Source organism: Brevundimonas sp. GW821-FHT10A07 (genome assembly GCF_059415785.1).
On sequence record NZ_JBWKNX010000002.1, the window covers coordinates 245137 to 269254 of the forward strand.

The 24118-nt window shown below is 65.7% G+C and carries 20 protein-coding genes; 11 read left to right on the plus strand and 9 right to left on the minus strand.

Annotated features, from left to right (window positions below; genetic code table 11):
• The 4 genes from AC07NC_RS02655 to AC07NC_RS02670 are packed head-to-tail and all read left to right on the plus strand — an operon-like array spanning position 1 to position 4899.
• Positions 1–3249 (plus strand): efflux RND transporter permease subunit, encoded by a 3249-nt coding sequence (locus AC07NC_RS02655; RefSeq protein WP_428061300.1) that lies wholly within the window; start codon positions 1–3, stop codon positions 3247–3249.
• Positions 3250–3303: 54 nt separating this feature from the next.
• Complete coding sequence (locus tag AC07NC_RS02660; protein ID WP_419755942.1) at positions 3304–3651, plus strand: DUF190 domain-containing protein; 348 nt, start codon at positions 3304–3306, stop codon at positions 3649–3651.
• A complete protein-coding gene (locus AC07NC_RS02665) occupies positions 3644–4552 on the plus strand; it encodes a cation diffusion facilitator family transporter (protein WP_494568488.1) in 909 nt (302 codons plus the stop codon). The genes AC07NC_RS02660 and AC07NC_RS02665 overlap by 8 nt, the downstream gene beginning before the upstream one ends.
• Before the next feature lie 14 nt (positions 4553–4566).
• Positions 4567–4899 (plus strand): hypothetical protein, encoded by a 333-nt coding sequence (locus AC07NC_RS02670; RefSeq protein WP_494568489.1) that lies wholly within the window; start codon positions 4567–4569, stop codon positions 4897–4899.
• Between the two features lie 342 nt (positions 4900–5241).
• On the opposite strand, the gene AC07NC_RS02675 is transcribed toward AC07NC_RS02670, so the two are convergent.
• Positions 5242–7353: a heavy metal translocating P-type ATPase gene (locus AC07NC_RS02675; protein ID WP_494568490.1), complete on the minus strand. Its 2112-nt coding sequence runs from the start codon at positions 7351–7353 to the stop codon at positions 5242–5244.
• Between the two features lie 100 nt (positions 7354–7453).
• Here AC07NC_RS02675 and AC07NC_RS02680 point away from each other — a divergent pair, with 100 nt between their 5' ends.
• The 5 genes from AC07NC_RS02680 to AC07NC_RS02700 all read left to right on the plus strand — a co-directional run bounded on the left by AC07NC_RS02680 (position 7454) and on the right by AC07NC_RS02700 (position 13815).
• Positions 7454–7876, plus strand: a complete 423-nt coding sequence (locus AC07NC_RS02680) for a MerR family transcriptional regulator (RefSeq protein ID WP_419755937.1) — start codon at positions 7454–7456, stop codon at positions 7874–7876.
• A 117-nt stretch (positions 7877–7993) separates the two neighbouring features.
• Positions 7994–9136 carry an acyltransferase family protein gene (locus tag AC07NC_RS02685; RefSeq protein ID WP_494568491.1) on the plus strand — a complete coding sequence of 381 codons (1143 nt, stop codon included), beginning with the start codon at positions 7994–7996 and terminating at the stop codon, positions 9134–9136.
• 473 nt (positions 9137–9609) lie between these two features.
• On the plus strand, positions 9610–12297 hold the full coding sequence (locus AC07NC_RS02690) for a TonB-dependent receptor domain-containing protein (RefSeq protein WP_419755935.1): 2688 nt from the start codon (positions 9610–9612) through the stop codon (positions 12295–12297).
• Positions 12298–12371: 74 nt separating this feature from the next.
• Complete coding sequence (locus tag AC07NC_RS02695; protein ID WP_494568492.1) at positions 12372–13070, plus strand: hypothetical protein; 699 nt, start codon at positions 12372–12374, stop codon at positions 13068–13070.
• 10 nt (positions 13071–13080) lie between these two features.
• Positions 13081–13815 (plus strand): PepSY domain-containing protein, encoded by a 735-nt coding sequence (locus tag AC07NC_RS02700; RefSeq protein ID WP_419755933.1) that lies wholly within the window; start codon positions 13081–13083, stop codon positions 13813–13815.
• Between the two features lie 18 nt (positions 13816–13833).
• On the opposite strand, the gene AC07NC_RS02705 is transcribed toward AC07NC_RS02700, so the two are convergent.
• From AC07NC_RS02705 to hutI, 5 genes are read right to left on the minus strand one after another with little or no spacing between them, the layout of a single operon-like run.
• Positions 13834–14412, minus strand: a complete 579-nt coding sequence (locus tag AC07NC_RS02705; RefSeq protein ID WP_419755932.1) for a HutD/Ves family protein — start codon at positions 14410–14412, stop codon at positions 13834–13836.
• Complete coding sequence (hutU, locus tag AC07NC_RS02710) at positions 14409–16076, minus strand: urocanate hydratase (protein WP_419755931.1); 1668 nt, start codon at positions 16074–16076, stop codon at positions 14409–14411. The genes AC07NC_RS02705 and hutU overlap by 4 nt, the downstream gene beginning before the upstream one ends.
• The gene (gene hutG, locus AC07NC_RS02715) at positions 16073–16894 is read right to left on the minus strand and encodes an N-formylglutamate deformylase (RefSeq protein WP_419755930.1); all 822 of its coding nucleotides are present in this window, start codon (positions 16892–16894) and stop codon (positions 16073–16075) included. Before hutG ends, hutU begins: the two co-directional genes overlap by 4 nt.
• A complete protein-coding gene (gene hutH, locus AC07NC_RS02720) occupies positions 16894–18438 on the minus strand; it encodes a histidine ammonia-lyase (protein ID WP_419756008.1) in 1545 nt (514 codons plus the stop codon). Before hutH ends, hutG begins: the two co-directional genes overlap by 1 nt.
• Complete coding sequence (hutI, locus tag AC07NC_RS02725; protein ID WP_419755929.1) at positions 18423–19628, minus strand: imidazolonepropionase; 1206 nt, start codon at positions 19626–19628, stop codon at positions 18423–18425. The genes hutH and hutI overlap by 16 nt, the downstream gene beginning before the upstream one ends.
• An 86-nt stretch (positions 19629–19714) precedes the next feature.
• Here hutI and AC07NC_RS02730 point away from each other — a divergent pair, with 86 nt between their 5' ends.
• Both AC07NC_RS02730 and hutC read left to right on the plus strand, forming a co-directional pair.
• Entirely contained in the window at positions 19715–21118 is a 1404-nt protein-coding gene (locus AC07NC_RS02730) for a formimidoylglutamate deiminase (protein ID WP_419755928.1), read from the plus strand.
• Positions 21115–21843, plus strand: a complete 729-nt coding sequence (gene hutC / locus AC07NC_RS02735; protein ID WP_419755927.1) for a histidine utilization transcriptional repressor HutC — start codon at positions 21115–21117, stop codon at positions 21841–21843. The genes AC07NC_RS02730 and hutC overlap by 4 nt, the downstream gene beginning before the upstream one ends.
• Positions 21844–21877: 34 nt before the next feature.
• Here the strand turns inward: hutC and AC07NC_RS02740 are convergent, their stop codons facing one another.
• The 3 genes from AC07NC_RS02740 to AC07NC_RS02750 form a co-directional block, all read right to left on the minus strand.
• Positions 21878–22339, minus strand: a complete 462-nt coding sequence (locus AC07NC_RS02740) for a DUF411 domain-containing protein (protein ID WP_419755926.1) — start codon at positions 22337–22339, stop codon at positions 21878–21880.
• A 205-nt stretch (positions 22340–22544) separates the two neighbouring features.
• Positions 22545–23648 carry an acyltransferase family protein gene (locus AC07NC_RS02745; RefSeq protein WP_421731960.1) on the minus strand — a complete coding sequence of 368 codons (1104 nt, stop codon included), beginning with the start codon at positions 23646–23648 and terminating at the stop codon, positions 22545–22547.
• 138 nt (positions 23649–23786) lie between these two features.
• On the minus strand, positions 23787–24062 hold the full coding sequence (locus AC07NC_RS02750; protein WP_248120162.1) for a metal-sensitive transcriptional regulator: 276 nt from the start codon (positions 24060–24062) through the stop codon (positions 23787–23789).
• Positions 24063–24118: the final 56 nt, after the last annotated feature.

Consider the following 24118-nt stretch of genomic DNA (forward strand, 5'->3'; position numbering starts at 1 on the left):
ATGATCGCAAACCTTATGGCCCTGTCGGTGCGGGCGCGATGGATGATCATCGCGCTCGTACTGCTCGTTTCCGCCTACGGCGCCTGGCAGCTGACGAAGTTGCCCATCGACGCCGTGCCGGATATCACCAACAAGCAAGTCCAGATCAACACCCAGGACCCCTCCCTCTCGCCCGTGGAGATCGAGAAGCGGGTCACTTTCCCGGTTGAGACCGCCATGGCCGGGATTCCCGGCCTGCAGTCGACGCGCTCCCTGTCGCGCAACGGCTTCTCCCAGGTCACCGTGATCTTCAACGAGAACGTAGACCTCTACTTTGCCCGCCAACAGGTCAGCGAGCGGCTTGGCCAGGCCCGGGACAGTCTGCCCGAGGGCGTTCAACCCCAGATCGGACCGGTCACCACCGGTCTCGGCGAAGTCTTCATGTACGCCATCGACTTCGCCAACCCCGGCGGTCGCGGCGCGACCGTACGCAACGGCCAGCCCGGCTGGCAGTCGGATGGGTCCTTCCTGACGCCCGAGGGCGACCGATTGACCGACGACGTCTCGCGTTCGGCCTATCTGAGGACGGTTCAGGACTGGATCATCGCGCCGCAATTGCGGACGGTGAACGGCGTCGCCGGCGTCGACACCATCGGCGGCTTCCAGAAGCAGTATGTCGTCGAGCCCGACGCCACGCGTCTCGCCCAGTATGGCGTGTCGTTCAGCGAACTGGCGCAAGGTCTCGAAGCCGCCAATCTCTCGGTAGGGGCGAACTTCGTCGAACGCGGCGGCGAGGCCTATCTGGTGCGGGCCGACGCACGGATCCGAAGCCTGAGCCAGATCGAGGAAGCGATCATCGCCACGCGCGGCGGGGTTCCCGTCTCCGTTCGCGACGTCGCCGCGGTTCGCCTCGGCGGCGACCTGCGGACCGGAGCCGCCACGATGAACGGACGCGAGGTGGTCATCGGCACCAGCCTGATGCTCATCGGCGAGAACAGCCGCACCGTCGCCAAGGCGGTCGGCGAGAAGCTTGACCTCACGACCCGGTCTCTCCCGCCCGGGATCAAGGTCACGCCGGTGCTCGACCGCTCCAAACTCGTCAACGCCACGGTCGCGACGGTTCAGCGCAACCTGCTGGAAGGCGCCTTGCTCGTCGCGGTCGCCCTCTTCCTCCTGCTCGGCAATGTGCGGGCCGCGCTGATCGCGGTCCTGATTATCCCGATCTCCTTCTTCATGACGGCGATCGGCATGAATTTCATGGGCGTTCCCGGCAATCTGATGAGCCTGGGCGCCCTCGACTTCGGCCTGATCGTCGACGGCTCGGTGATCATCATCGAGAACTGTCTGCGACGACTGGCGGACCGGCAACATCACGAGAACCGTCTGCTGACGTTGCGCGAGCGGCTCGAGGAGACCACCCTTGCCACCCAGGAGATGATCAAGCCGACGGTCTTCGGCCAGACCATCATCCTGCTCGTCTTCGCCCCGCTGCTGACCTTCCAGGGCGTCGAGGGCAAGACCTTCTCGCCCATGGCCATTACCCTGATGCTGGCCCTGGTCTCGGCCTTCCTGCTGTCCATCACCTTCATCCCGGCGATGATCGCGCTCCTGATGCGCAACAAGGTCTCGGAGAAAGACGTCTTCATCATTCGCTGGATCAAGGCGAAATACGAGCCCGTCCTGCGCCAGTCCGTGGCCAGACCCTGGCCCTTCATCGCTGCGGGGGTGACCCTGTTCGGCGTCGCCGCCTTCGTCTTCACCCTGCTGGGCCAGGAGTTCATCCCGACCCTCGATGAACGCAACCTCGCGCTGGCCTCGCAGCGGGTGCCCTCGACCGCCGTCGAACAATCGGTGCGCATGCAAAGGGGCGTCGAGACGGCGATATCGCAACTGCCCGAGGTGGAGGTCATGTTCTCCAAGACGGGTACGGCGGAGGTGGCCACCGACCCGATGCCGCCCAACATTTCCGATGGCTTCATCATCCTGAAGGATCAGAAGGAATGGCCCAAGGACGTGAAGTCCAAGGAAGATGTCCTCGGCCGAATCGAACAGGCGGCGAGCAGCCAGCTCGGTCAGGCCTATGAGCTCAGCCAGCCAATCGAGATGCGGTTCAACGAACTGATCGCCGGGGTGCGGGGCGACGTCGCGATCAAACTCTATGGCGACGATCTCGAGAAGATGACGGCCACGGCCAATCTGATCGCGGCCCAGCTTACCGCCACCCCCGGCGCTGCGGACGTCAAGGTCGAGCAGACCGACGGGGCGCCGTCCCTCGACGTCACCTTCGATCGGGCCGCGATCGCCCGGTTCGGCCTCACCGTCCAGGAGGTGGCCGATACGGTGGCCGCCGCCATGGGCGGACGCGAGGCCGGGCAGCTCTTCGAGGGCGACCGCCGCTTCGATGTCGTCGTCCGCGTGCCGGGGATCAGTCGCAACAACCTGGACGCCCTAGCCGCCCTGCCCGTCATGCTGCCGGAACAGGAGGGCCGCACGCGCGCGTCCGTCCCGTTGCGCCAGGTCGCCGAGTTCCGGTTCGCCGAGGGTCTGAACCAGATTAGCCGAGAAAACGGAAAGCGGCGGGTAGTCATCCAGGCCAATGTCCGCGGTCGCGACGTCGGCTCCTTCGTCACCGAGGCGATGCCCAAGGTTCAGACGGTCGCCCTGCCCGCCGGCTCCTGGATCGAATGGGGCGGGCAGTTCCAGAATCTGAAGGCGGCCTCCGACCGGCTGGCCCTGGTCGTGCCGATCTGCTTCCTAGCGATCTTCGCGGTCCTCTTCCTGGCCGTGGGGAGTTTCGGACGGGCGATCGCGGTGTTCGCCGCGGTGCCGCTCGGACTGGCGGGCGGTGTCTTCGCCCTGGCGATCACCGGCATCGCCTTCTCGGTCTCGGCGGCGGTGGGCTTCATCTGCCTGTCGGGCGTCGCCGTGCTGAACGGTCTGGTCGTCATGTCCAGCATCCGGCAACGGCTCGAGGACGGAATGGAGCTTTCGCGCGCGATCATCGACGGCTGTATGGAGCGGGTCCGCCCCGTCATCATGACGGGTCTCGTCCCGGCCATCGGCTTCGTGCCCATGGCGCTCGCCCACGGGACGGGAGCCGAGGTCCAGAAGCCCCTGGCCATGGTCGTCATCGGTGGGTTGATCACGGCAACTCTGCTGACGCTTCTCGTCCTGCCCGCGATCAGCAAACTGATCCTTGGCCTGAGCGAGAAGAAGCCGACCCCCGAGAGCTCGCCGGCTGAGCGGCTTTCGCCCGCGCCTGCGGAATGATCTGATCCGCGTCGCGCCTACCCGGCGCGACGCGGGTCCTTTTTGGAGAGACCCATGACCGGCCCGATCAAACTTCTCAGAATCTACACCGATGAATCCGCCTATTTCGGAGACCAGAAGGTTTTCGAGGTCGTCACCACCCGGGCCCGCGCCGCAGGGGTGGCGGGCGCCACCGTACTACAGGCCCTCGTCGGCTTTGGTCATAGCCCTCGTCTCCACCGTCGCCATGTGCTGGACGACGATCAGTCCGTGGTCATCGAGATCCTCGACGAGGAAGCCAAACTGCGCGCCTTTGTCGAGACCTTGTCGGACCTGGAACATCTGGGGCCCGTCACGCTTGAAGCGGTGGAGGTCTTGCGCTGGACGCAATCCGGAACCGAAGGAGACCAAATCAATGGGTGAAGGCCATTCCCACGGCGCGGCCGCGAGCAGTAAACGGCTGACCATCGCCCTGACGCTGACGACCACCTTCCTGGTCGCGGAGGTGGTCGGCGCGGTCGTGTTCAAGAGCCTCGCGCTGCTGTCCGATGCCGCGCACATGATGACCGACGTCGCCGCGCTCGCCATCGCGCTGGCCGCCATCAAAATCGGCCAACGCGGCTCCGACGACCTGCGCACCTTTGGTTACCGTCGATTCGAAATCCTCGCCGCCACCTTCAATGCGGTGCTGTTGTTCCTCGTCGCGGGCTATGTCCTCTACGAAGGCATTCTCCGCCTGTTCTCGCCCGAGCCGGTAGGATCGACGGGGATGCTGATTGTCGCCGCCTTCGGGCTGGTGGTGAACCTCGTGTCGATGCGCCTGCTCGCCGGCGGCGCGGACACGAGCCTCAACGTCAAGGGCGCCTATCTGGAGGTCTGGGCCGATTTGCTGGGCTCGATCGGTGTCATCGGCGGCGCCATCGTCATCATGCTCACAGGCTGGACGTGGGTCGACCCGATCGTCGCGATCGGTATCGGGCTGTGGGTTCTGCCCCGCACCTGGATCCTGTTGAAGAACACGACCCACATTCTTCTCGAAGGCGTGCCTAAAGGTCTCTCTCTGTCCACCGTCCGCGCCACCATAGCCACCGTTCCCGGTGTGACCGACGTTCATGATCTGCATTTGTGGGGCGTCAGCAGCGACGACGTGAATGCGTCCGTGCATGTGGTCATCGCTGAAGGCCAACCACCCGAGCCGGTACGGTTCGCCGTGTTGACCAAGCTGGAGGAGGTTCACGGGATCGAGCACGCGACGGTCCAGATCGAACTCGGGCCCGACGGCGACAAGACCGGACCGGGCCATGGCGACACGCCTCACGCCTAGGGCGGGGACACGTGATGGCGAAGTTCGGGAAGACCATACGCAGTCGCGCGCCGTCCTACAGCGTGCGCCAGACGCCGCGTCGGCGACGCCGGCCGGAGCGCCCTGAAAGGCCGCTGGGTCTCCTGGCTGAGATCGTTGCGGTCTTTGTCGGCGTGGGGCTGTCCGCCCTGTCCGGCCTGTTCGTGGCGGCGCGACTCTTTCCGTTCGGAGCGGTCGTCGTCGTCACCTACGCTGTCGTCCTGACCCTGGGGAGCGGGGCAACCTTCATCATGATGAAGCGCTTGCCTGCCCGACTGGCGTGCCTGGCTTGCTGGGCGTGTCTCATCGCCCTTGGCTTGACGGTTTAGGCAAGCCAGGGACGCCGACCGGAACGAAGGCAGGATGACAGGCCTTCCTGATGGGAAAGCGAGAACAACATGCCTGATTCAGACGCCACTAACCCGAAGGACGCCAACCGATCCGATCCTCGCGACCTTGCGGACGAGCCGGTCGCGGAGCCTTCGCCTTCCGTCCCGACCGAAGATAAGACCGCCAAGCCCTCCGCTATGATCGACGAAGGAGAACGGCCCTCCGCCGACCACGGCTCGGTCGAGGGGCTGGCCACAGCCGACCGACCCGGCGGCATGGCTGGAGAGGGCTAACCCGTCTGCAAACCCATCAGCTAGCCACTGGACATGTGCGGCTTTCGCTCAGCTCTTGGGTTTCCAGCGCAGCAGCCGCATCGCATTGGCGGTGACCAGCACGGTTGCGCCGGTGTCGGCGAGGATCGCCGGCCAGAGGCCGGTGATCCCGAGAATGGTCGTGACCAGGAAGACGACTTTCAGCCCCAAGGCGATCGTGATGTTCTGATGGATGTTACCCATCACGCTTCTCGACAGGGTGATCATGTCGGGTATGTCCTGGACGCGTCCGTGAAGCACGGCGGCATCGGCCGTCTCCAGCGCGACATCGGTGCCGCCGCCCATGGCGATCCCGACATCGGCCTGGGCCAGCGCAGGGGCATCATTGATGCCGTCGCCAACCTTTGCGACCACGAACCCTTCGGCCTGAAGTTCCTTGACGATACGAAGCTTGTCCTGCGGCAGCAATTCCGCCCGCGCCTCGATGCCTAGACCAGCCGCGACAGCCTCGGCCGTGCGACGGTTGTCGCCCGTCAGCATCACGAGCCTGATGCCGCGCGCCTTCAGGCTGGCGAGACCCGACATGGCGTCGGGCCGCGCCTCGTCGCGCATGGCGAGGAAGCCGGCGATGTCCTTGTCGACCACGATGATGGACACGGTCTTTCCTTCCGCATTGAAAGCGGCGATCTGCGCATCCTGCTCGGGGGAGAGAGATGCGCGCTTAGACACGGCCTGTGGGGAAGCCAAGAAGACGCGCTCCCCGGCGACGACGCCTTCAACACCTTCGCCAGCAATCGCCTGAGTCTCGCTTGCGGGTAGCGTCTGCACACCGTCCGTTTTCGCGCGACCAAGGATCGCCAAGGCGAGCGGGTGGCTCGATCCCGTCTCAAGCGCTGACGCCAGAGCAAGGACGGCGGCCTCATCCCGCGTTCCCGCAACGACGTCGGTGACGACAGGCTTGCCGGCCGTGAGGGTGCCGGTCTTGTCCAGGGCAATGGCTGTGATCTTGCCGAGCGTCTCCAGCACCGCCCCGCCCTTCATCAGGAGGCCGCGCCGGGCGCCCGACGACAGGCCTGCCGCAATGGCGGCCGGTGTGGATATAACGAGCGCACAGGGGCATCCGATCAGGAGAATGGCCAGCCCCTTGTAAATCCAGTCGCTCCAGACCCCGCCGAACACCAGCGGAGGAACGACGGCGACCAGGGCGCCGACCACGAGCACGGCCGGGGTGTAGACCTTCGAGAACCTGTCGATGAACCGTTCGGTCGGCGACTTGGATTCCTGCGCCTCCTCCACCAGCTTCACCACGCGGGCGATGGTGTTGTCGGCGGCGGCGGCCGTCACCCGCACCCGCAGGACGCTGCCGCCGTTGATCGTGCCGGCGAAGACCGGATCGCCGACGGCCTTGCGTTTGGGCACACTCTCGCCCGTGACCGGGGCTTCGTCGATTTCGCCCGCGCCTTCGAGGATGTCGCCGTCGGCCGGGACCCTGTCGCCGGGGCGCACCAGGATCGTCGCCCCGATCACGAGCGTCTCGGCGGGGATTTCCGTCGTGATCCCGTCCACCTCCACCAAGGCGGTCTTGGGCACCAGAGCTGTCAGGCCCTGGATGCTCTTGCGGGCGCGTCCGGCGGCGACGCCTTCAAGCATCTCGCCAACCAGGAACAGCAGGACGACAGCTGTGGCTTCTTCTTCCGCGCCGATGAAGACCGCGCCGACGGCGGCGATCGTCATCAGCATTTCGATGGAGAAGGGCGTGCCGTAGCGCGCCGCCGAGATCGCGCGCCGTCCCACGGGGATCAGGCCGACCGCCAGGGCGGCCAGAAACACATAGCGTTCGATTGCCGGGAAGGCCGAGCCGAGAGCGTAGGCCAGGAGCAGAGCCAAGCCGCAGGCCGCCGTCAACCGGGCCTTAGCGGTCGCCCACCAGGGTCGATCGTCATCGCCTGGCGCGCCATGAACGTGGGCTTGGCCCTCAGTCTTGGCGACAGAGTTTTCGGCTTCGCCCTCGTAACCAAGGTTGCGGAGTTGTTGCAGGACCGCGTCGTCACCGACGGCGCCGCCGTGCTGGACCTTGAGAACGCCCGACGACACGCTGACGGACACGTCCTCGACACCGGCCAGCCGGCGCATGGCGGTGTCGATCTTGCGACCGCAGCCGGCGCAATCCATGCCGGTCACCCGGTATCGGCTCTCGATCGTTGCCGCTGACATCACCTGCTCCTTGTCTCGAACTCAGAGCGACGCTAATTCCTCTAGTGACTAGAGGAGCAAGCGGAAAATGAGCCAGGGCGTGACGATCGGCGGGGCCTCAAGGGCCTGCGGGATCAAGGTTCCCACGATCCGCTACTATGAGCAGATCGAACTTCTGCCCTCGCCGCCGCGCACCGACGGCAACCGGCGGCTCTACGAGGAAGGCGACCTCAAGCGGCTGCGCTTTATTCGGCACGCCCGCGAGTTGGGGTTCGAGATCGAACCCATTCGCGAACTCCTGGCCCTGGCCGGCGACCCGAGCGGTCCGTGCGAGAGCGCCGACAGCCTGGCGCGCTCACACCTTGCGGCGATCGACCACAAGATCGCGAGACTGACGGCCTTGCGGGTGGAGGTGGCGCGGATGGCCGATTGTCCGCACGGATCGACTGCGGAATGTCGGGTGATCGAGGTGCTCGGCGATCACGCCGAATGCCTCACCGCTCAGCACTGAGCTGTTCGCCACGGGAAGGGTGAAAGCCCATAAGCCTGGATCAGGACACCGCGCCCGCAAACGGAGCGAGTTCCGGCGATAACCTTTCTTTGCCCCCTGCGGGTCTAGAGTCGGCCCATGCGCCGCGTCGCCGATGAGCCCATGAACCGATCCCCGCCGCGCATCGCGCGCGGCGGATGGCTCGACGCGCTCCGCTTCATTGTCGGGGCGCTGATCATCCTCTACCATTTTCGCGAGGCGGCGCCGGTCCCGCTGCCCCAGTTCCATCCGGTGTTCGACCGCGGTTATCTGCTCACCGACTTCTTTATCATCGATTCCGGCTACGTCCTGGCCCGCATCTACGGCGACAGGCTGGCTACCCGGCAGGCGTCGCTGGGCGCCTATGTCCGCCAGCGTCTGCTTCGCGTCATCCCGGCCCATCTCGTCGTCAGTCTGATCCTCATCGCCATCGTCGGCGGCGCGGCATTGGCCGGCGTCTCGCCAAGCAATCCGCAGTGGTTCGACTGGTCGCAGCTGCCGGCGCAGGTGTTTTTGGTCCAGGCCTATGGCGTGCCGGGCGGGCAGGGCTGGAACGCCCCGACCTGGACCCTTTCGGCCCTGATTGGCTGCTACCTTCTCCTGCCCTGGATCTGTCGCGCGCTCTGGCGCTGGCCGCCGGCTCTCGTCCTGGTCGGCGCGGTGATCGTCGTCATGATCTCCAATCTCGCCGCCTTGATGTGGCTGGGCGATCCGATCTACCGTTTGCCGCTGCGCTTTGGCATTGTTCGCGCTCTACCGCTCTTCCTGCTGGGTGTGGCAGCGGCCTACTACGGCTCACGCGTCTATGTCGCGCCGCGAACCTCGGGTGCGATCGGCCTCGCGGCCGCCGCCACGCTCATCGTCCTCCAGGCTTTCGGCGCCTTCAGTTTGCTGTCCCTGGGTTTGATGACGGTGATCATTTGGGCGGCCGGGGCCATCCCCGTGATCAAGCCCTCGCGCCTGATCGAACATCTCGCCCTGATGTCCTTTTCGATGTTCCTCACCAATGAGGTGACCCGCATCGTCTGGTTCGGCCTGCTTGAGGCTTTGGGGCAAGGAGCCCTGCCGTCAGGACCCCGCTGGGCGCTCTGGTGGGTCGGCTTCATCGGCGCCTTTCTCGCTGCGGCCGCGTTTCGTTACGGATTCGACCGCCCCGTCCAGACTTGGCTCGGCTCCTCCCCTCCTCGCCACGCAAAGACAGGTCAGTCAGGCGCCGTCCTCTCGGCCGAACACGCGATTTGAACGTTATTTAGGATCAGCACGGTCGCATACGGCTTGCACTCTGCTGCCAGCGTGAGCGACTTGCGATCGGCAGACGAGTGCGCGCTCGATGCAATCAGATCTCGTCTATAAAAAATCGACGCACTGAGTGAAATTTTTACGGGGGGTCAGGCTGATTGCTGCGTAAAGCGATGTGCAGAGCGCCATTCAAGATGGCTGTGGCTTTTGCGTTGCACCATTGCTTTTGCTCGTAGAAGTCGGGCTGCCTTGAAAAAGCCACGTCCAGCCCCTGGACCCGGTGATGCCGCTGCTATTCATGCGCGCATGCGCATTTCTTAGCAATAGCCCACCCCAATGTACGCAATCTTCGCAAGCTGCGGAGAAGATCTGACCCCTTAATATGTCTATACATGTCTTGACTCGGCGGGTTGGGGATCGGAGCTTTGTTTGCACAGGGACGGCTATCGGGAGCTGAACCGGCAAGGGGAACCATGATGAACCGCCTGAGAAAGAGGCTTTTGTTCGCAGGTGCGGTCATCACCTCGACCCTGTGTGCTGCGGCCGCCTCGGCCCAAGATGCGACCACCAATATCGATGAAGTCGTGGTCACAGGGACCCGGATCAAACGGGCGGACATAAGCGGCGTCGGCCCCGCCACGGTGATTACCGAGGAGCAGATCGCCAACACCGGGATCACCAATCTCGAGAACCTGCTGCAGCGCTTGCCGGCCTCGGCCGGAAACGCCGGAGGACAAACCAACGCGTATTGGACCGGCAACGGCTACGGCACGGCCCAAGTCAATCTGCGCGGCCTTGGCATCAATCGGACTCTGACCCTCATCAATGGTCGACGCGTGGTCAACGGCGGCACCGGCGCCAACAGCGCGCCGGACCTCAACATGATCCCCACCGCGATCATCCAGCGGATCGACGTCCTGAAGGACGGCGCCTCGGCGATCTACGGCGCCGACGCGGTCGCCGGCGTGGTCAACATCATCACGGCCAACGATTTCGAAGGCCTAAAGCTCTCCGGCAAATACGGCATCACTGATGAAGGCGATGGCCAAGATTACACTCTAGACCTGCTCTGGGGGATCCACAGCGACCGGGGTCGCGTCGTCGCCGGCCTGTCGTATCAGCAAACCGAAGCGGTCAATCTAGCCGATCGCGCAGCCTGCGGGCTCGGCGAGGTCGGCGGACAGCTAGTCTGCGTATCGAGCGCCTCGACGATCGGCGGGCGCGCCGTGTTGCCGAACGGTCAGCAGATCAACTTCAACCAGACGCCGGGCGGGAACGGCAATTTCTACGAGCCTTATGACGCCGCCAAGCACAACTTCAACTCAAATCCCTATCTGAACGCGGTCTCGCCGATAGAACGGTTCAGCACGGCCTTCCTCGCCGACTACCGGCTCACCGACAACGTCACCCTGTTCGGGGAAGCCTTCTTCACCCACCGCAAGAGCAACCAGGTGGCCTCGCCCGGAACGCTGCGCAACCTGGCGATCCTCGCCACGAACCCTACCAATCCGACGGGTCAGAACATCACCCTGATCCAGCGCCGCCTGCTGGAACCCGGCCCACGCCAGTTCTTCCAGGAAACGGACACCTACCGCTTCGTGGGCGGGGCAAGGGGCGACTTCATGGGCGACTGGAGCTGGGAGGTCGCCGCCAACTGGGGGCGTAGCACCGGTGTCGACGGCAGCACCAACGTCGCCAACCTGGAGCGGGTTCGCAACACGCTCAACACGGCGGTTTGCAGTTCCGCCGCCGGCGCGGCCATTCCCTGCGGCGACTACCTCGGCTTCGGCGACATCAGTCCTCAGGTCCTCAACTACATCCTGTTCACCTCACGCGACACCGGCGGCAACGAACAGCGCAGCGTCACCGCCGACGTAACCGGCACGGTCCTGCAACTTCCTGCCGGTCCCCTCGCCGCAGCCGCCGGGCTCGTCTACCGCGAGGAGGAAGGGTATCGAAACCCCGACGCCCTGACGGTGCTGGGGATCGCCAATACCAACCAGCAGTCGCCCATCGCGGGCAGCGTCACCGCCAAGGAAGCCTATCTCGAGCTGTCTGCGCCCCTGCTTGCGGACCTGCCCTTCATTCAGCGGCTCGATCTCGACGCAGCGGTTCGCTACTCGGACTACAATCTGTTCGGCGACAACACGACGTACAAGCTGGGCCTTAACTGGACGGTCATCAACGACCTGAGGTTCCGGGCGACCTTCGGAACGGGCTTCCGGATTCCGAGCGTCCCGGAACTGTTCGGCGGCGTCGCCGAAGGCAATCTGACGACGACCGATCCGTGCAGCCGTTATTCCACCAGCACCAACGCGACCCTGGTGGCGAACTGCCGTGCGTCGGGCGTGCCGGCGAACTATGTCCAGCTGGGCAACTCTATCCTGACGACGGTTGGGGGCAACTCGGCCCTCCAGCCGGAATCCACGGAAACCCTGACCCTCGGTTTGGTCTGGCAACCCTCGCAGGTGTCCGGCCTGTCGATGACCGTCGACTATTTCGATATCAAGATCACCGATGCGATCCGGTCCATCCCCGGCTCGACCCGCCTGGCGGTCTGCTACGCCTCGGTCGGACTGAGCCATCCGTTCTGCGGCCCGACGAACTTCACTCGCAGCACCCTGACCGGCGAGGTCAACTATCTGTCGGCTCAACCCTCCAACGCGGGTGAGGAACAGATGACGGGCGTCGATATCGGGCTGCGCTACGCCTTTGACCTCTGGGACCGTCAGGTCAGCCTGGACTGGAACACAACCTATCTGGACGAGTATACGATCACGCCGTTCCAGGGCGGGGCCCCCATCGAATTCGCCGGCCATATCGGCGGTGGCAACGGCGGCTATCCGCACTGGCGCTCGCTGGCCAGCGCCTCGGTGACGGACGCGCGCTGGACGGGCGCCTATTCGGTGCAGATGATCGGGGAGGCGACCGACTTCAACGCCGCCCCGACGGACATCGGCTACACCTCGCCGAACGTCTTCTATCACAACGCCCAGTTCGCCTATCGCCTGGGCGAAAGCGCCGATATCGCCTTCGGCGTCGATAACCTGTTCGACAAGAAGGCTCCGTTCATCAAGAGCTGGACCGACGGCAACACCGACACGATGACCTATGATCTCCTGGGTCGCCGCGGCTATGTCCGTCTGACCTACCGCTTCAACTAAGTCTTGTAACCGCCGGGTGGCTTCCAGCCGCCCGGCGGGTGCGTTTTGCGACCAAGCTTATCGAGAGACCGCCCATGCGATTGCCGGCCCTTGCCAGAACATCCCACAAGTGGCTCGGCCTTCTGCTGGCCATCCAGGCCGTGTTCTGGACGGCGGGCGGCCTCTACATGACGGCCGTCCATATCGACATCATCCACGGCGACCGTCTCGTGCGGCCTATCCCGGCCACGCCGCTGAACCTCGCTTCGCTGGTCGAGCCAAGCGCGCTCGCGGCGGGCGCCGAAACCGTCAGGCTCGAAACCCAGTTGGGGCGCCCGGTCTATATCATCGGCGGGTCCGGCGGGTCTCGACTGGTCGATGCGCAGACCGGCGCTCAGCTATCGCCGCTGGGCGAGGCCGCCGTTCAGGCGCGCGCCGACGCGCATTTCGCCGAGCAGGGCGAAATCGTCGACGCCGAGCTCCTCAGCGAAGCGCCCGGGGAGTTGCGCGGCCGGCCCGCGCCCTTGTGGCGCGTGCAGTACGAAGGGGCGTGGAAGCCGACCCTCTACATCTCGCCCCAGACCGGGGAGCTGATGGCCAAGCGCCACGACCTCTGGCGGACGTTCGACTTCGTCTGGATGCTCCACATCATGGACTACGAGACCCGGGACAATGTGAACAATATCCTGTTGCGCATCACCACCTGGATGGCCTTCATCACCTCTCTCACCGGGGCCTGGCTTCTCTTCTACAGTTTCCGTCGTCGGCGCCGCGCGCGTCCGGCCAAAGCGTGAGGCCGCACCGATGTTCCTGATCCGCACACTTCACAAATGGGTCGGCCTCATCCTGGGCCTCCAGTTCATCCTCTGGAGCTTCAGCGGGGCGATGATGGCGCTGCTTGACACCGACAAGGTCTCGGGCGCGACCTCGGTGCGCGAACCCGCCGCCGTCGTCATTCCTGCCGCCGTTCTGCCGCTGGGCCAGGTGGCCGAGAGGATCGGCCAGCCGATCACCAGTCTTCGCCTGAAACCGCTGGGCTCAGCCTATGTCTACCAGGCGGCGACGCCCACCGGCGTCCGGTTGATCGACGCCGTAACAGGCGCGCCCCTCGCCATCGACGCCGGCCGGGCGTCGGCGCTGGCGACAGCCGACTTCAGCGGCGCCCAGGCTATCGCCTCCGTGCGAAGGATCACCGAAGGCGACGTCGAAACGCGCAAACTGCCGCTGCCGCTGTGGCGGGTGGAGTTCGCCGATCCGGAGAAGACGACCCTTCTGCTTTCCGAGGCGACCGGAGAGGTATTGGAGCGACGCACCGAAACCTGGAGGCTCTGGGACGTGTTCTGGATGATCCACATCATGGACTACACCAAGCGCGAAAGCTTCAACCACCCTCTGATCATCACCGTCGCCACGGGAATCCTGTGGCTGGCGATCAGCGGGCTGATCCTGCTGTTCCGCGCCTTCCGTCCTTCCGATTTCAGCTATGTCACGGAGCCTGTCGCCCGCACGCGCGCCGCCATCGCCTCTCGTCGTCGGTAGGCGAGGATTCGCCAAGTATCACAGGGCCGATATCGACACGCCGAGAGCGCGGCCGCCGACCTGAAGCGTCGGAGGCGGAGGCGCAGGGGCGAAGGCGCAGATCAGTCCGTCGAGGACCCCCAAGGTGGTCCTGTGGTCTGACCTGGTCTCCTCGATGACACTGAGGGGTTCGAGCGCAATCAGGAGTGCGACGTCGCCAATGGGGCGCCATCGGGCGTTTGACAGCCGCTCGACCTGCGATCGAAAACGGCCTCGACGAACCATCACATTGAGGTCCACCACCGCCCCCCCGACAGGCAGGCCGTGACAGGCCCGATCGCCCGGAAAGATTGACGGCTCGGAGCGTGCGTTTAGCGACACGGCGCGCCCTCCGCCGAAGGTCAGGCGCAGTCCGCCCTCGATCACCGTCAGGCAGCGTTCGACGCCGGGGAACAGGGAGAAGGCGCCCGGCTCCCTGACCTCCGCCATGCTGACGCGCCAGTCGAAATCGTCGAGGCCGGAGCCCGGTGGCCACACCGCGACTTCGCGGGTGACGCCGCCCCCGTTCTTCCACGGTGTGGCGGTCCGTTCCGATGCGGGAAGGACCGTGGTGATCATCCGAGAATGCCGGGCAGGTCGAGCCCTTTCTCGCGGGCGGTGTTCAGGGCGATGTCGTAGCCGGCGTCTGCGTGGCGCATGACGCCGGTCGCCGGGTCGTTCCAGAGGACCCGCGCAATCCGCCTGCCCGCCGCCTCGGTGCCGTCGCAAACGATGACGAGGCCCGCGTGCTGGGAGAAACCCATTCCGACGCCACCGCCGTGGTGCAGGGACACCCAGGTCGCGCCCGAGGCCGTCGAGAGAAGCGCGTTGAGCAGGGGCCAGTCGGATACCGCGTCCGAGCCGTCGCGCATGGCCTCGGTCTCGCGGTTGGGAGAGGCGACCGAGCCGGAATCGAGGTGGTCGCGACCGATCACGATCGGCCCCTTCAGTTCGCCCGACGCCACCATCTCGTTGAAGGCGAGGCCGAGCCTGTCGCGGTCGCCGAGGCCGACCCAGCAGATCCGGGCGGGCAGGCCCTGAAACTTGATCTTCGCCGCCGCCATGTCGAGCCAGTTGTGCAGGTGCGGATTGTCGGGGATCAGTTCCTTCACCTTGGCGTCGGTTTTGGCGATGTCCTCAGGATCGCCCGACAGGGCCACCCAGCGGAACGGGCCGATGCCCCGGCAGAACAGCGGGCGGATATAGGCGGGCACGAAGCCGGGGAAGTCGAACGCGTTCGTGACGCCCGCCTCCTTGGCCACCTGACGGATGTTGTTGCCGTAGTCGACGGTCGGCACGCCTGCGGTTTGGAAGTCGAGCATCGACTGAACGTGTTCGGCCATGGAGGCGCGCGCCGCCTGTTCGACCTGATCGGGCGCCTGGGCGCGCATCGCGGTCCAGCGCTCCAGCGTCCAGCCCTTGGGCAGATAGCCGTTGATCGGGTCGTGGGCCGAGGTCTGGTCTGTCAGCAGGTCGGGCCGGACGCCGCGCCGGAACAGTTCGGGCAGGAGCTCGGCCGCGTTGCCGAGCAGGCCGACCGAGGTCGGCGTCTTCGCCTCGCAGGAAGCGCGGATCAGGTCGAGCGCCTCGTCGAGATCCTCGGTCGCCTGATCGAGATAGCCGGTGCGCAGACGCATCGCGATCCGGCTCGGATCGCATTCGATGGCCAGGCACGACGCCCCCGCCATAACCGCCGCCAGAGGCTGTGCCCCACCCATGCCGCCCAGCCCCGCCGTCAGCAGCCAGCGCCCCGACAGGTCGCCGCCATAGTGCTGGCGACCCATCTCGACGAAGGTCTCATAGGTGCCCTGAACGATGCCCTGGGCGCCGATATAGATCCACGACCCGGCCGTCATCTGGCCGTACATGGCCAGCCCCTTGCGATCGAGTTCGTTGAAATGTTCCCACGTCGCCCAGTGCGGCACGAGGTTGGAGTTGGCCAGCAGGACGCGCGGCGCATCGGCATGGGTGCGGAAAACGCCGACCGGCTTGCCCGACTGGATCAGCAGGGTCTCGTCGTCCTCAAGCCGGCGCAGTGTGTCGACGATGGTGTCGAAACTCTTCCAGTCGCGGGCGGCCCTGCCGATGCCGCCATAGACGACCAGTTCCTCGGGCCGTTCGGCGACGTCGGGATCGAGGTTGTTCATCAGCATTCTAAGCGCTGCCTCGGTCAGCCAGCTCTTGCAGGTGCGATCCGGGCCGGTGGCGGCGCGGATAACGCGGGTGGGGTCGTTGCGGTTCATGACGGGCTCGGAGTTTCAGCAAAGGTCAGGCAGGCCATCAGGACAGCCTGCAAGGTGGCGCGCAGGGGCTCAGCCTGTTGAGGGTCGTAGGCTGAGGGCCATGTCGTGGGGTCAGGCGCTTTGTCCGGGTCATCCATATAGCCGCGACAGGCCAGCTCCATCTGGACGGCGTGGATCCCGATCTCGGGCCTGCCATAGTGCCGCGTGATCCAGCCGCCCCGGAATCGGCCGTTGGTGACGCGGGTGAACGCCCCGGCGTCGCAGGCGGCTTCGACCGCGCGGGTCAGGGCCGGGTGGCACGAGAGGTCGTCGTTGGTGCCGATGTTCAGATTGGGCAGTTCGCCGTTGAACAGGCTGGGAACCATCGATCGGATGGCGTGGGCGTCGTAGACGACGATGCGATCATGCTGGCGGCGGAGCCGGGCGATCTCATCGCGCAGAGCGACATGGTAGGGCTCGAAATAGGACCTGCGGCGCCGCTCGATCTCATGAGCATCCGGACCTGCCATCCTGTACAGCGGCTCCCCGTCGAACGTCTCCCTTGGACAAAGGCCCGTGGTGAACTGACCGGGATACAGGGAGGCGCCCGAAGGGTCGCGATTGACGTCGATCACGCTCCGGCTCAGCCGGGTGCGGACGGTGGTCGCGCCGAGATCGGTCGCGAAGGCGTAGAGTTTATCGACCCACCAGTCAGCGTCCTTGGTCGCCAGCCAGGGCGAGACGAATCCGCCCACGAGTTCGTCCGGAATATCCGAGCCGGTGTGCGGTAGGCTGATGATCAGGGGCGCGGTTCCACGATGGATTTCAAGCCAGTCCATCAGCAGATCCCGGGAAGCGCGACGCCGGCCGCCTCGACCGCCGCGCCGGACCGTACCAAGGACAGCGCGGCCTCGATGTCGGGATGGAAATGGCGGTCTTCGTCGAGATGCGGGATGCCCTCGCGGATCAGGCTGCGGACAGCTTCCAACGCGGTGCTCGAACCCAGCGGGCGATGGAAGTCGCAGCCCTGGGCCGCAGCCAGAAGTTCGATACCGACGACGGCGTTGGCCGACTCGACCATGGCCAGCAGCCTGCGCGCGCCGTGGGCGGCCATGGAGACGTGGTCCTCCTGGTTGGCCGAGGTCGGGATGGAGTCGACGCTGGCCGGATAGGCCTTCTGCTTGTTTTCCGAAACGAGGGCGGCGGCCGTCACCTGGGGGATCATGAAGCCCGAGTTCAGCCCTGGTTTGGCAGTCAGGAAGGCGGGCAGGCCGGACAGGGCGGGGTCCACCAACATGGCGGTTCGCCGTTCCGACAGGGAGCCGATCTCGCAGATGGTCAGCGCGATCATGTCGGCGGCGAAGGCGACGGGTTCGGCGTGGAAATTGCCGCCGGATAAGGCCTCGTCGGTATCGGGGAAGATCAGGGGATTGTCGCTGACGCAGTTGGCCTCGATCGACAGGGTGGTCGCCGCTTGTCGCAGCACGTCGAGCGCCGCACCCATGACCTGAGGCTGACAGCGCAGGCAATAGGGGTCCTGGATCCGCTCGTCATCGACCGCGTGCGACGCCCGAATGGCCGAGCCGCCCATGAGGGAGCGCAGCGCCGCCGCCGTCTCGATCTGACCGGCGTGACGGCGCAGGACGTGGATGCGCGGATCAAACGGGGTGTCCGATCCCTTGGCCGCTTCCGTGGACAGGGCGCCGGAGACGAGCGCGCTCTGGAACAAGGTCTCGGCGCCGAACACGGCGGCGAGCGCATTGGCAGTCGAGAACTGGGTGCCGTTGAGCAAGGCCAGGCCCTCTTTCGGCCCCAACTTCAGGGGCTCCAGCCCCGCCTCGGCGAGCGCCTTGGCGGCAGGACGACGGACGCCTCCAACCTCGATCTGGCCCACCCCGATCATGGCGGCGGCCATATGCGCCAGAGGCGCCAGGTCGCCGGACGCGCCGACCGATCCCTGGCACGGAATTATCGGCGTCAGGTTGCGGACGATCAGCGCCTCCAGCAGGGCGACCGTCGCTGGCTGCACGCCTGACGCGCCTTGGGCGAGGCTGGCCAATTTAAGGGCCATCATCAGGCGGATGACCGGCGTCGGCGACGGGTCTCCTATGCCGGCCGCATGGGACAGGACGATGTTGCGCTGAAGCGTGGCCAGGTCGCCCGCCTCGATGCGGACGCTGGCCAGTTTTCCGAAACCAGTGTTGATCCCGTAGACCGGTTCGCCGCGCGCCAGAATGCGCTCGACGGCGGCGGCGCTGGCGCGGATCGGCCGGGCGGCGTCGGGGTACAGAACGGCTGCGGCGCCGCGATAGATGGCGCGCCAGTCCGCGAGACCGACCTCGCCCGGATGCATGACAATGGTCTCGGTCATTGGCCTCTCCAGACGCGGGCATGGAGCGGGTTGAAGCCCATGCGGTATACAAGTTCAGCGGGCCGCTCGATGTCCCAGATCGCGAGGTCGCACCGCTTGCCGACCTCCAGCGTCCCGACCTGATCGAGCTGGCCCAGGGCGCGGGCGGCCTCGCGGGTTACTCCGGCCAGACATTCGTCGACCGTCATCCGGAACAGGGTCGCGGCCATGTTCATGGTCAGTAGCAGCGACGTCAGCGGCGAGGTTCCGGGGTTGCAGTCGGTGGCGAGCGCCATTGGCACGCCTGCGGCTCTCAAGGCCTCGATCGGCGGCAGGCGGGTCTCGCGCACGAAATAATAGGCGCCGGGCAACAGGGTCGCGACGACACCGGCTCCGGCCATGGCGGCTATCCCCGCGTCATCCAGATATTCGAGATGGTCGGCCGACAATGCCCCGAATTCGGCGGCGAGCGCCGCGCCGTGCTGGTTCGACAGCTGCTCGGCATGAAGCTTGACGGGTAGGCGGTGCGCCCTGGCTGTCTCGAACACCCGGCGCGTCTGGGCGGAGGTGAAGCCGATGCCTTCGCAGAACGCGTCAACCGCATCGATCAGGCCTTCGGCGGCGAGCGCCGGGATCATCTCGCGGCAGATGAGGTCGATATAGGCGTCGGCCTGGCCCGCGAACTCGAGGGGCAGGGCGTGAGCGCCGAGGAAGGTCGTGCGGATCGACACGGGGCGAAGTTCGCCCAGCCGCCGCGCCGCTTGAAGCGTCAGCCGCTCGTGTTGAAGCGACAGGCCATAGCCGGACTTGATCTCGACAGTGGTCGCGCCCTCGGCGATCAGGGCGTCGAGCCTGGGCAAGGCCGTGGCGATCAGACCAGCCTCGTCGAGCGCGCGTGTCGCCGCGACCGTCGAGGCGATGCCGCCGCCCGCGCGCGCGATCTCCTCATAGGCAGCGCCGGCCAGCCTGACTTCGAACTCATGGGCGCGGTCGCCGCCGTAAACCAGATGGGTGTGCGGATCGATGAGGCCGGGGGTGATGCACCGGCCCCCGCAGTCGACGATCTCGGCGGGATCAAATGGGGGTGCTTCGGAGGCAGCGCCGACGTGGACGATGAACCCGTCACGGGCGGCGATGACCCCATTCTCGACGATCCCGAGACCAGCGGCGTCGGGCGCGACCGTCGCCAGCCGTGCATTGGTCCAGACGCGATCACATTCCATGGTCCGCCCTCCAACATCTCACAGGAATCGCTAGCCGACCGCCCCGGTATTGTATAGACATATTGCAGACTGATGAGGATTGTCCAGTGACAGTCGACGCCCAGAACGCCGCATCGCCAGAGACCTGGCTTTGGTTCGAGCAGGCCCTTCTCGACACGGGATGGGCGCAGTCCGTCCGTATCGGACTTCGCAATGGCTTGATCGATGTGATTCTGACCGGGGCCGTGGCCGAACCCGGCGACCACATCCATGTGACCGGCGTCCCTGGACTGTCCAATTTACACAGCCATGCGTTCCAACGCGGCATGGCGGGACTGGCCGAAGCCCGGGGGCCATCGCGCGACAGCTTCTGGACCTGGCGCGAGACCATGTACCGCTTCGTCGATCGGCTGCGTCCCGACGAGGTGGCCGCCATTGCAGCCATGGCCTTCGCCGAAATGCTTGAAGGGGGGTTCACGCGCGTCGCCGAGTTTCACTATCTGCATCACGACCTCGACGGTCAGCCTTATGGCAATGTCGCGGAGATGGCTGAGGCGATCGCGGCGGCGGCGGCGGAGACCGGCATCGCCCTGACGTTGCTGCCGGTCTTCTATGCCCATTCGGGCTTCGGTGGCGCGGCGCCTGCGGAGCCGCAGCGGCGGTTCGTCAATGATCTGAATGGCTTCCACCGTCTGATGCAAGCCAGCGAAAGGGCGATCTCGATCCTGCCTGACGGTGTCATCGGCGTCGCGCCCCACAGTCTGAGGGCGGTGACCCGCGAGGAACTCGGCGTTGTCTGCGGCATGACGCGCGGCCCCGTGCATATCCACATTGCCGAACAGGTCCGCGAGGTGGACGATTGCCTCGTCTGGTCGGGCGCCCGGCCGGTCGATCTGTTGTTCGACACGGTCGAGGTCGATCGCCGGTGGTGTCTGGTTCACGCCACTCACATGTCCGCCTCGGAGACCTGGCGACTGACGAACAGTGGCGCGGTCGCCGGTCTGTGCCCGATCACGGAGGCCAATCTGGGCGATGGAATATTCCCGGCTGCGGCGTATTTGGCGGCGGGGGGCGTCTGGGGCGTGGGGTCGGATTCCAACGTCCTGATCGACGCGGCGCAGGAACTGCGGATGCTCGAATATTCCCAAAGATTGGGCGAACGATCGCGCAACGTAATGGCGGATGAGGCGGGCGGTTCGACGGGCGGCGCGATGTTCCGTGCGGCGCTCGCCGGCGGCGCGCAGGCGGCCGGGGATTCGGTCAGTCACGGGCTGGCGGTCGGCCAGGTCGCCGATCTCGTCGCCTTGGCCAACGAGTCAGGCGCGGACGAAAGGGTGTTCGGAGACGTCCGCCTCGATCAATGGATCTTCGCCTCGCGTGACCGCCGGGTGGACGCCGTCTGGCGGCGGGGTGGACAAGTCGTGAGGAATGGTCGTCATGTGGCGCACGCCGAAACAACCCGCCGGTATGCTCGCGTGCTGGCGAGGATTCTGGACCTGGGGAACGCATGACCGGCGGCGCTGACACCACCCTGCATAAACGCATCCGGTCCGACATCGCGGAACGGATTCTATCAGGGGACTGGGCTCCCGGACACCGCATTCCGTTCGAACACGAACTGATGGCCCAGTACGGCTGTTCCAGGATGACGGTGAACAAGGCGCTGACGCCTCTGGCCGACAACGGCCTGATCGTTCGCCGACGGCGGGCGGGGTCGTTCGTCGCCCGTCCGCGCATCCATTCAGCGGTGCTGGATATCCCCGACATCCAGGCGGAGATCACGGGGCGAGGCGAGCCCTACGGATACGAACTTCTGTCTCGCAAGATCCGCACGGCGAGCCGGCGAGACAACAAGAGCCTGGAGCTTGCCGTCTCAGGCCGGATCCTCACCTTGCAGTGTCTTCACCGGGCGAGCGGGCGTCCCTTCGCGATCGAGGAACGGTTGATCAGTCTGAGCGCCGTACCGGCCGCAGAGGCGGTCGATTTCACCCGGACCCCGCCGGGAACGTGGCTTCTGGGGTTTGTTCCCTGGACCGAGGCCGAGCACAAGATCAGTGCGATCAATACGTCCAAGGCGTCGGCCAAATTGCTCCTGATCGAACCTTCGGTCGCCTGCCTGTCGCTCGAACGGCGGACGTGGCGGGGAGATGATCCCATTACCCACGTCCGACTGACCTTCCCCGGGGAGGCCTACGATCTGGTCGCCCGGTTCGCCCCGAGAGGGGAAAAGGCGTAAAAACCAAGGTCGGTTCTCGAGCTGCCGGTTCGCCTCAGGCGCCGTTGTGACGGCCGAAGGGGCGCGTCGAGCCGTCATGTAAGACGAGCACAGTCGTATAGGGCTCGCGTCCGGCGGCTTCCATGCCCGGCGAACCGGCCGGCATCCCGGGCGCGCTGAGCGCTCGCGCGACCGGGCGTTCGCGCAGCAGACGGTCGATGTCGCTCGACGGAACGTGACCTTCGATCGCGTATGAGCCCACCACGGCCGTGTGGCAGGAGGCCGCCGTGTCAGGGACGCCGTGACGGCGTCTGAGGGGCGCCAGATCTTCAAGCTCGACGACCTCGACGGTCCACCCGGCCTGCTGCATGTGAGCGATCCACCCGCCGCAGCAGCCACACCATGGGGTCTTGTAGGCTGTCAGTCGCTTGGCCGGTGCGGCTTTGGCGGCGCCGCCGCTAAGGACGACCACGGAGAGACCCAGCATCAGGGATCGTCGCGAGGTGCGGATTTTCATCGGCGTGTTCTCCAGTGCGTCACGGGGCGACGAGACGATGGATGAGACTCAACGGTTTGGCGACCCAAAGCCCAGTGGTGCGACGCTGCGTTCCATCCGGGCTTTCCTTGCTAATCCGGCGATCAGCGACCGCCTGTGGCGCTGTCGGAGACGGAGAGAAAGCCGCGCGAGCCTTTTAACGCGACGCTATCGGCTGTCGTCCGCCTCATGTCCAACGTGCGCTGCGCTCGCGAATCCATAGCCGGCCCGGCTTTTCGACCACAAGGTGGAGAGCGATGGCGAGCGCGCACGTCGCAACGAACAAGCCGACCAGTTCCAGGGGCGTGACCCTGAACGCGCTGTCGATGCCGCGCATTTCGGCGATCACGCCTTTCCAGGCCACGATGACCGGCATGTGAACCAGGTACAGGGCGAAGGATACTTCGCCCGCGAACACCAGGGGCGGCGACGCGAGGACGCCCTCGCACTGGCTCTTGCCGAGCATGGACCAACTGAAGACGACCGGCGCGGCCAGGGCGACGATGATCCGGTCGTCCAGCGACATCTGCATGGCGGTCAGGAGCAGGATCGTCGACCCGAGAGCCAGGCAGACGGCTGCGGCGCGGGACCAGGTCAGGCCGCGCCCCAGTCCGTGAAGCGCCATGCCGAGCAGGAAGGCGGGAACGATCCGCAGGATGCCCATGTCGTCCTCCGCGCGCGGCAGAACCTTGCCGAAGAGCGACCGGTAAACGGCGTCGATAAGGACGTAGGCGATCAGGCTGACGATCACCAATGCCCATGGTCTGCGCCCGAACTTCACGGCCAGGAAGGCGAATGCCGGGAAAAGCAGATAGGCGAACCACTCGGCGGAGAGCGACCAGGCCGGGCCGCTCCAGTTTTGGCCCACCGCGCTGGGAAACCAGGCCTGAACCAGAAACAGCGTCTCGAAGAAGCCCCTGACGGTGAAGGTCGACGGGTCATAGCGGACGCCGAACGCCAACGCGCCCAGCACCATGACCAGCACACCCAACAAGACGGTCAAATGAAGCGGATAGAGCCGCGCCAGGCGCGCGAAGATGAAGCGCCTGTAGCTGAAGGTCCCTGCCGCGAAGGACGGACCGTAGACATGGGCCAGGATGAAGCCCGACAGCATGAAGAAGGCGTCGACGGCGAGACGGCTGCGTTCAATGATCGGACTGAAGCCCAGGGCGGGGTCCCACTGGAGTTGGTAATGGAACAGGACCACGCCCAGAGCCAGAAAGGCCCTCAGGCTGGTCAGCGCGCGAAGATCGGCGGGATAGCCCTCGCGGGTCGGCGATACGGATGTCATGTGCGAGCCCCGCCCCGTACAGGACTCTCTGCCTGTCCAATGGACTACGCGCGCGGAACGGACATCCCTCACGCCGATCGGGGAAGGCGCCGTTCTGACGTGGGAGCCCTTGGCGGATCGGCGCAAGGGCGAGCGATCCTATCGGGACGCCCGGCCGAGAAGCGCGATCAACTCTGTCGCCTTGGCCTTCCGATCCGCAGGATCGTCGCCGGTCATGGCTCCCATCACACAGTGGTCAAGGTGATCTTTCAGCACCTCGCTCTCGACACGCAACAGAGCGGCCCGCACAGCTTGGAGCTGGGTGAGCACATCGACGCAATAGCGCTCGTCCTCGACCATCCGCACGATGCCGCGCACCTGCCCTTCGATGCGGTTCAGGCGGTTCAACACCTTGGGCTTTGTCTCTGCCTGCATCCGGGCCTCCGATCCAATAGGCTGGATATAGCGTGACCCGGACCTTGTCGCATACC

Bases quoted from the DNA above. Each gene is read 5' to 3' on its own strand.
- AC07NC_RS02745 (WP_421731960.1), bottom strand. From the start codon at position 23,648: ATGACATCCGTATCGCCGACCCGCGAGGGCTATCCCGCCGATCTTCGC.
- AC07NC_RS02700 (WP_419755933.1), top strand. From the start codon at position 13,081: ATGTTCCTGATCCGCACACTTCACAAATGGGTCGGCCTCATCCTGGGC.
- AC07NC_RS02665 (WP_494568488.1), top strand. From the start codon at position 3,644: ATGGGTGAAGGCCATTCCCACGGCGCGGCCGCGAGCAGTAAACGGCTG.
- AC07NC_RS02705 (WP_419755932.1), bottom strand. From the start codon at position 14,412: ATGATCACCACGGTCCTTCCCGCATCGGAACGGACCGCCACACCGTGG.
- AC07NC_RS02740 (WP_419755926.1), bottom strand. From the start codon at position 22,339: ATGAAAATCCGCACCTCGCGACGATCCCTGATGCTGGGTCTCTCCGTG.
- AC07NC_RS02680 (WP_419755937.1), top strand. From the start codon at position 7,454: ATGAGCCAGGGCGTGACGATCGGCGGGGCCTCAAGGGCCTGCGGGATC.
- AC07NC_RS02660 (WP_419755942.1), top strand. From the start codon at position 3,304: ATGACCGGCCCGATCAAACTTCTCAGAATCTACACCGATGAATCCGCC.
- AC07NC_RS02670 (WP_494568489.1), top strand. From the start codon at position 4,567: ATGGCGAAGTTCGGGAAGACCATACGCAGTCGCGCGCCGTCCTACAGC.
- AC07NC_RS02695 (WP_494568492.1), top strand. From the start codon at position 12,372: ATGCGATTGCCGGCCCTTGCCAGAACATCCCACAAGTGGCTCGGCCTT.
- hutI (WP_419755929.1), bottom strand. From the start codon at position 19,628: ATGGAATGTGATCGCGTCTGGACCAATGCACGGCTGGCGACGGTCGCG.
- hutC (WP_419755927.1), top strand. From the start codon at position 21,115: ATGACCGGCGGCGCTGACACCACCCTGCATAAACGCATCCGGTCCGAC.
- hutU (WP_419755931.1), bottom strand. From the start codon at position 16,076: ATGAACCGCAACGACCCCACCCGCGTTATCCGCGCCGCCACCGGCCCG.
- AC07NC_RS02750 (WP_248120162.1), bottom strand. From the start codon at position 24,062: ATGCAGGCAGAGACAAAGCCCAAGGTGTTGAACCGCCTGAACCGCATC.
- AC07NC_RS02690 (WP_419755935.1), top strand. From the start codon at position 9,610: ATGAACCGCCTGAGAAAGAGGCTTTTGTTCGCAGGTGCGGTCATCACC.
- AC07NC_RS02685 (WP_494568491.1), top strand. From the start codon at position 7,994: ATGCGCCGCGTCGCCGATGAGCCCATGAACCGATCCCCGCCGCGCATC.
- hutG (WP_419755930.1), bottom strand. From the start codon at position 16,894: ATGGACTGGCTTGAAATCCATCGTGGAACCGCGCCCCTGATCATCAGC.
- AC07NC_RS02655 (WP_428061300.1), top strand. From the start codon at position 1: ATGATCGCAAACCTTATGGCCCTGTCGGTGCGGGCGCGATGGATGATC.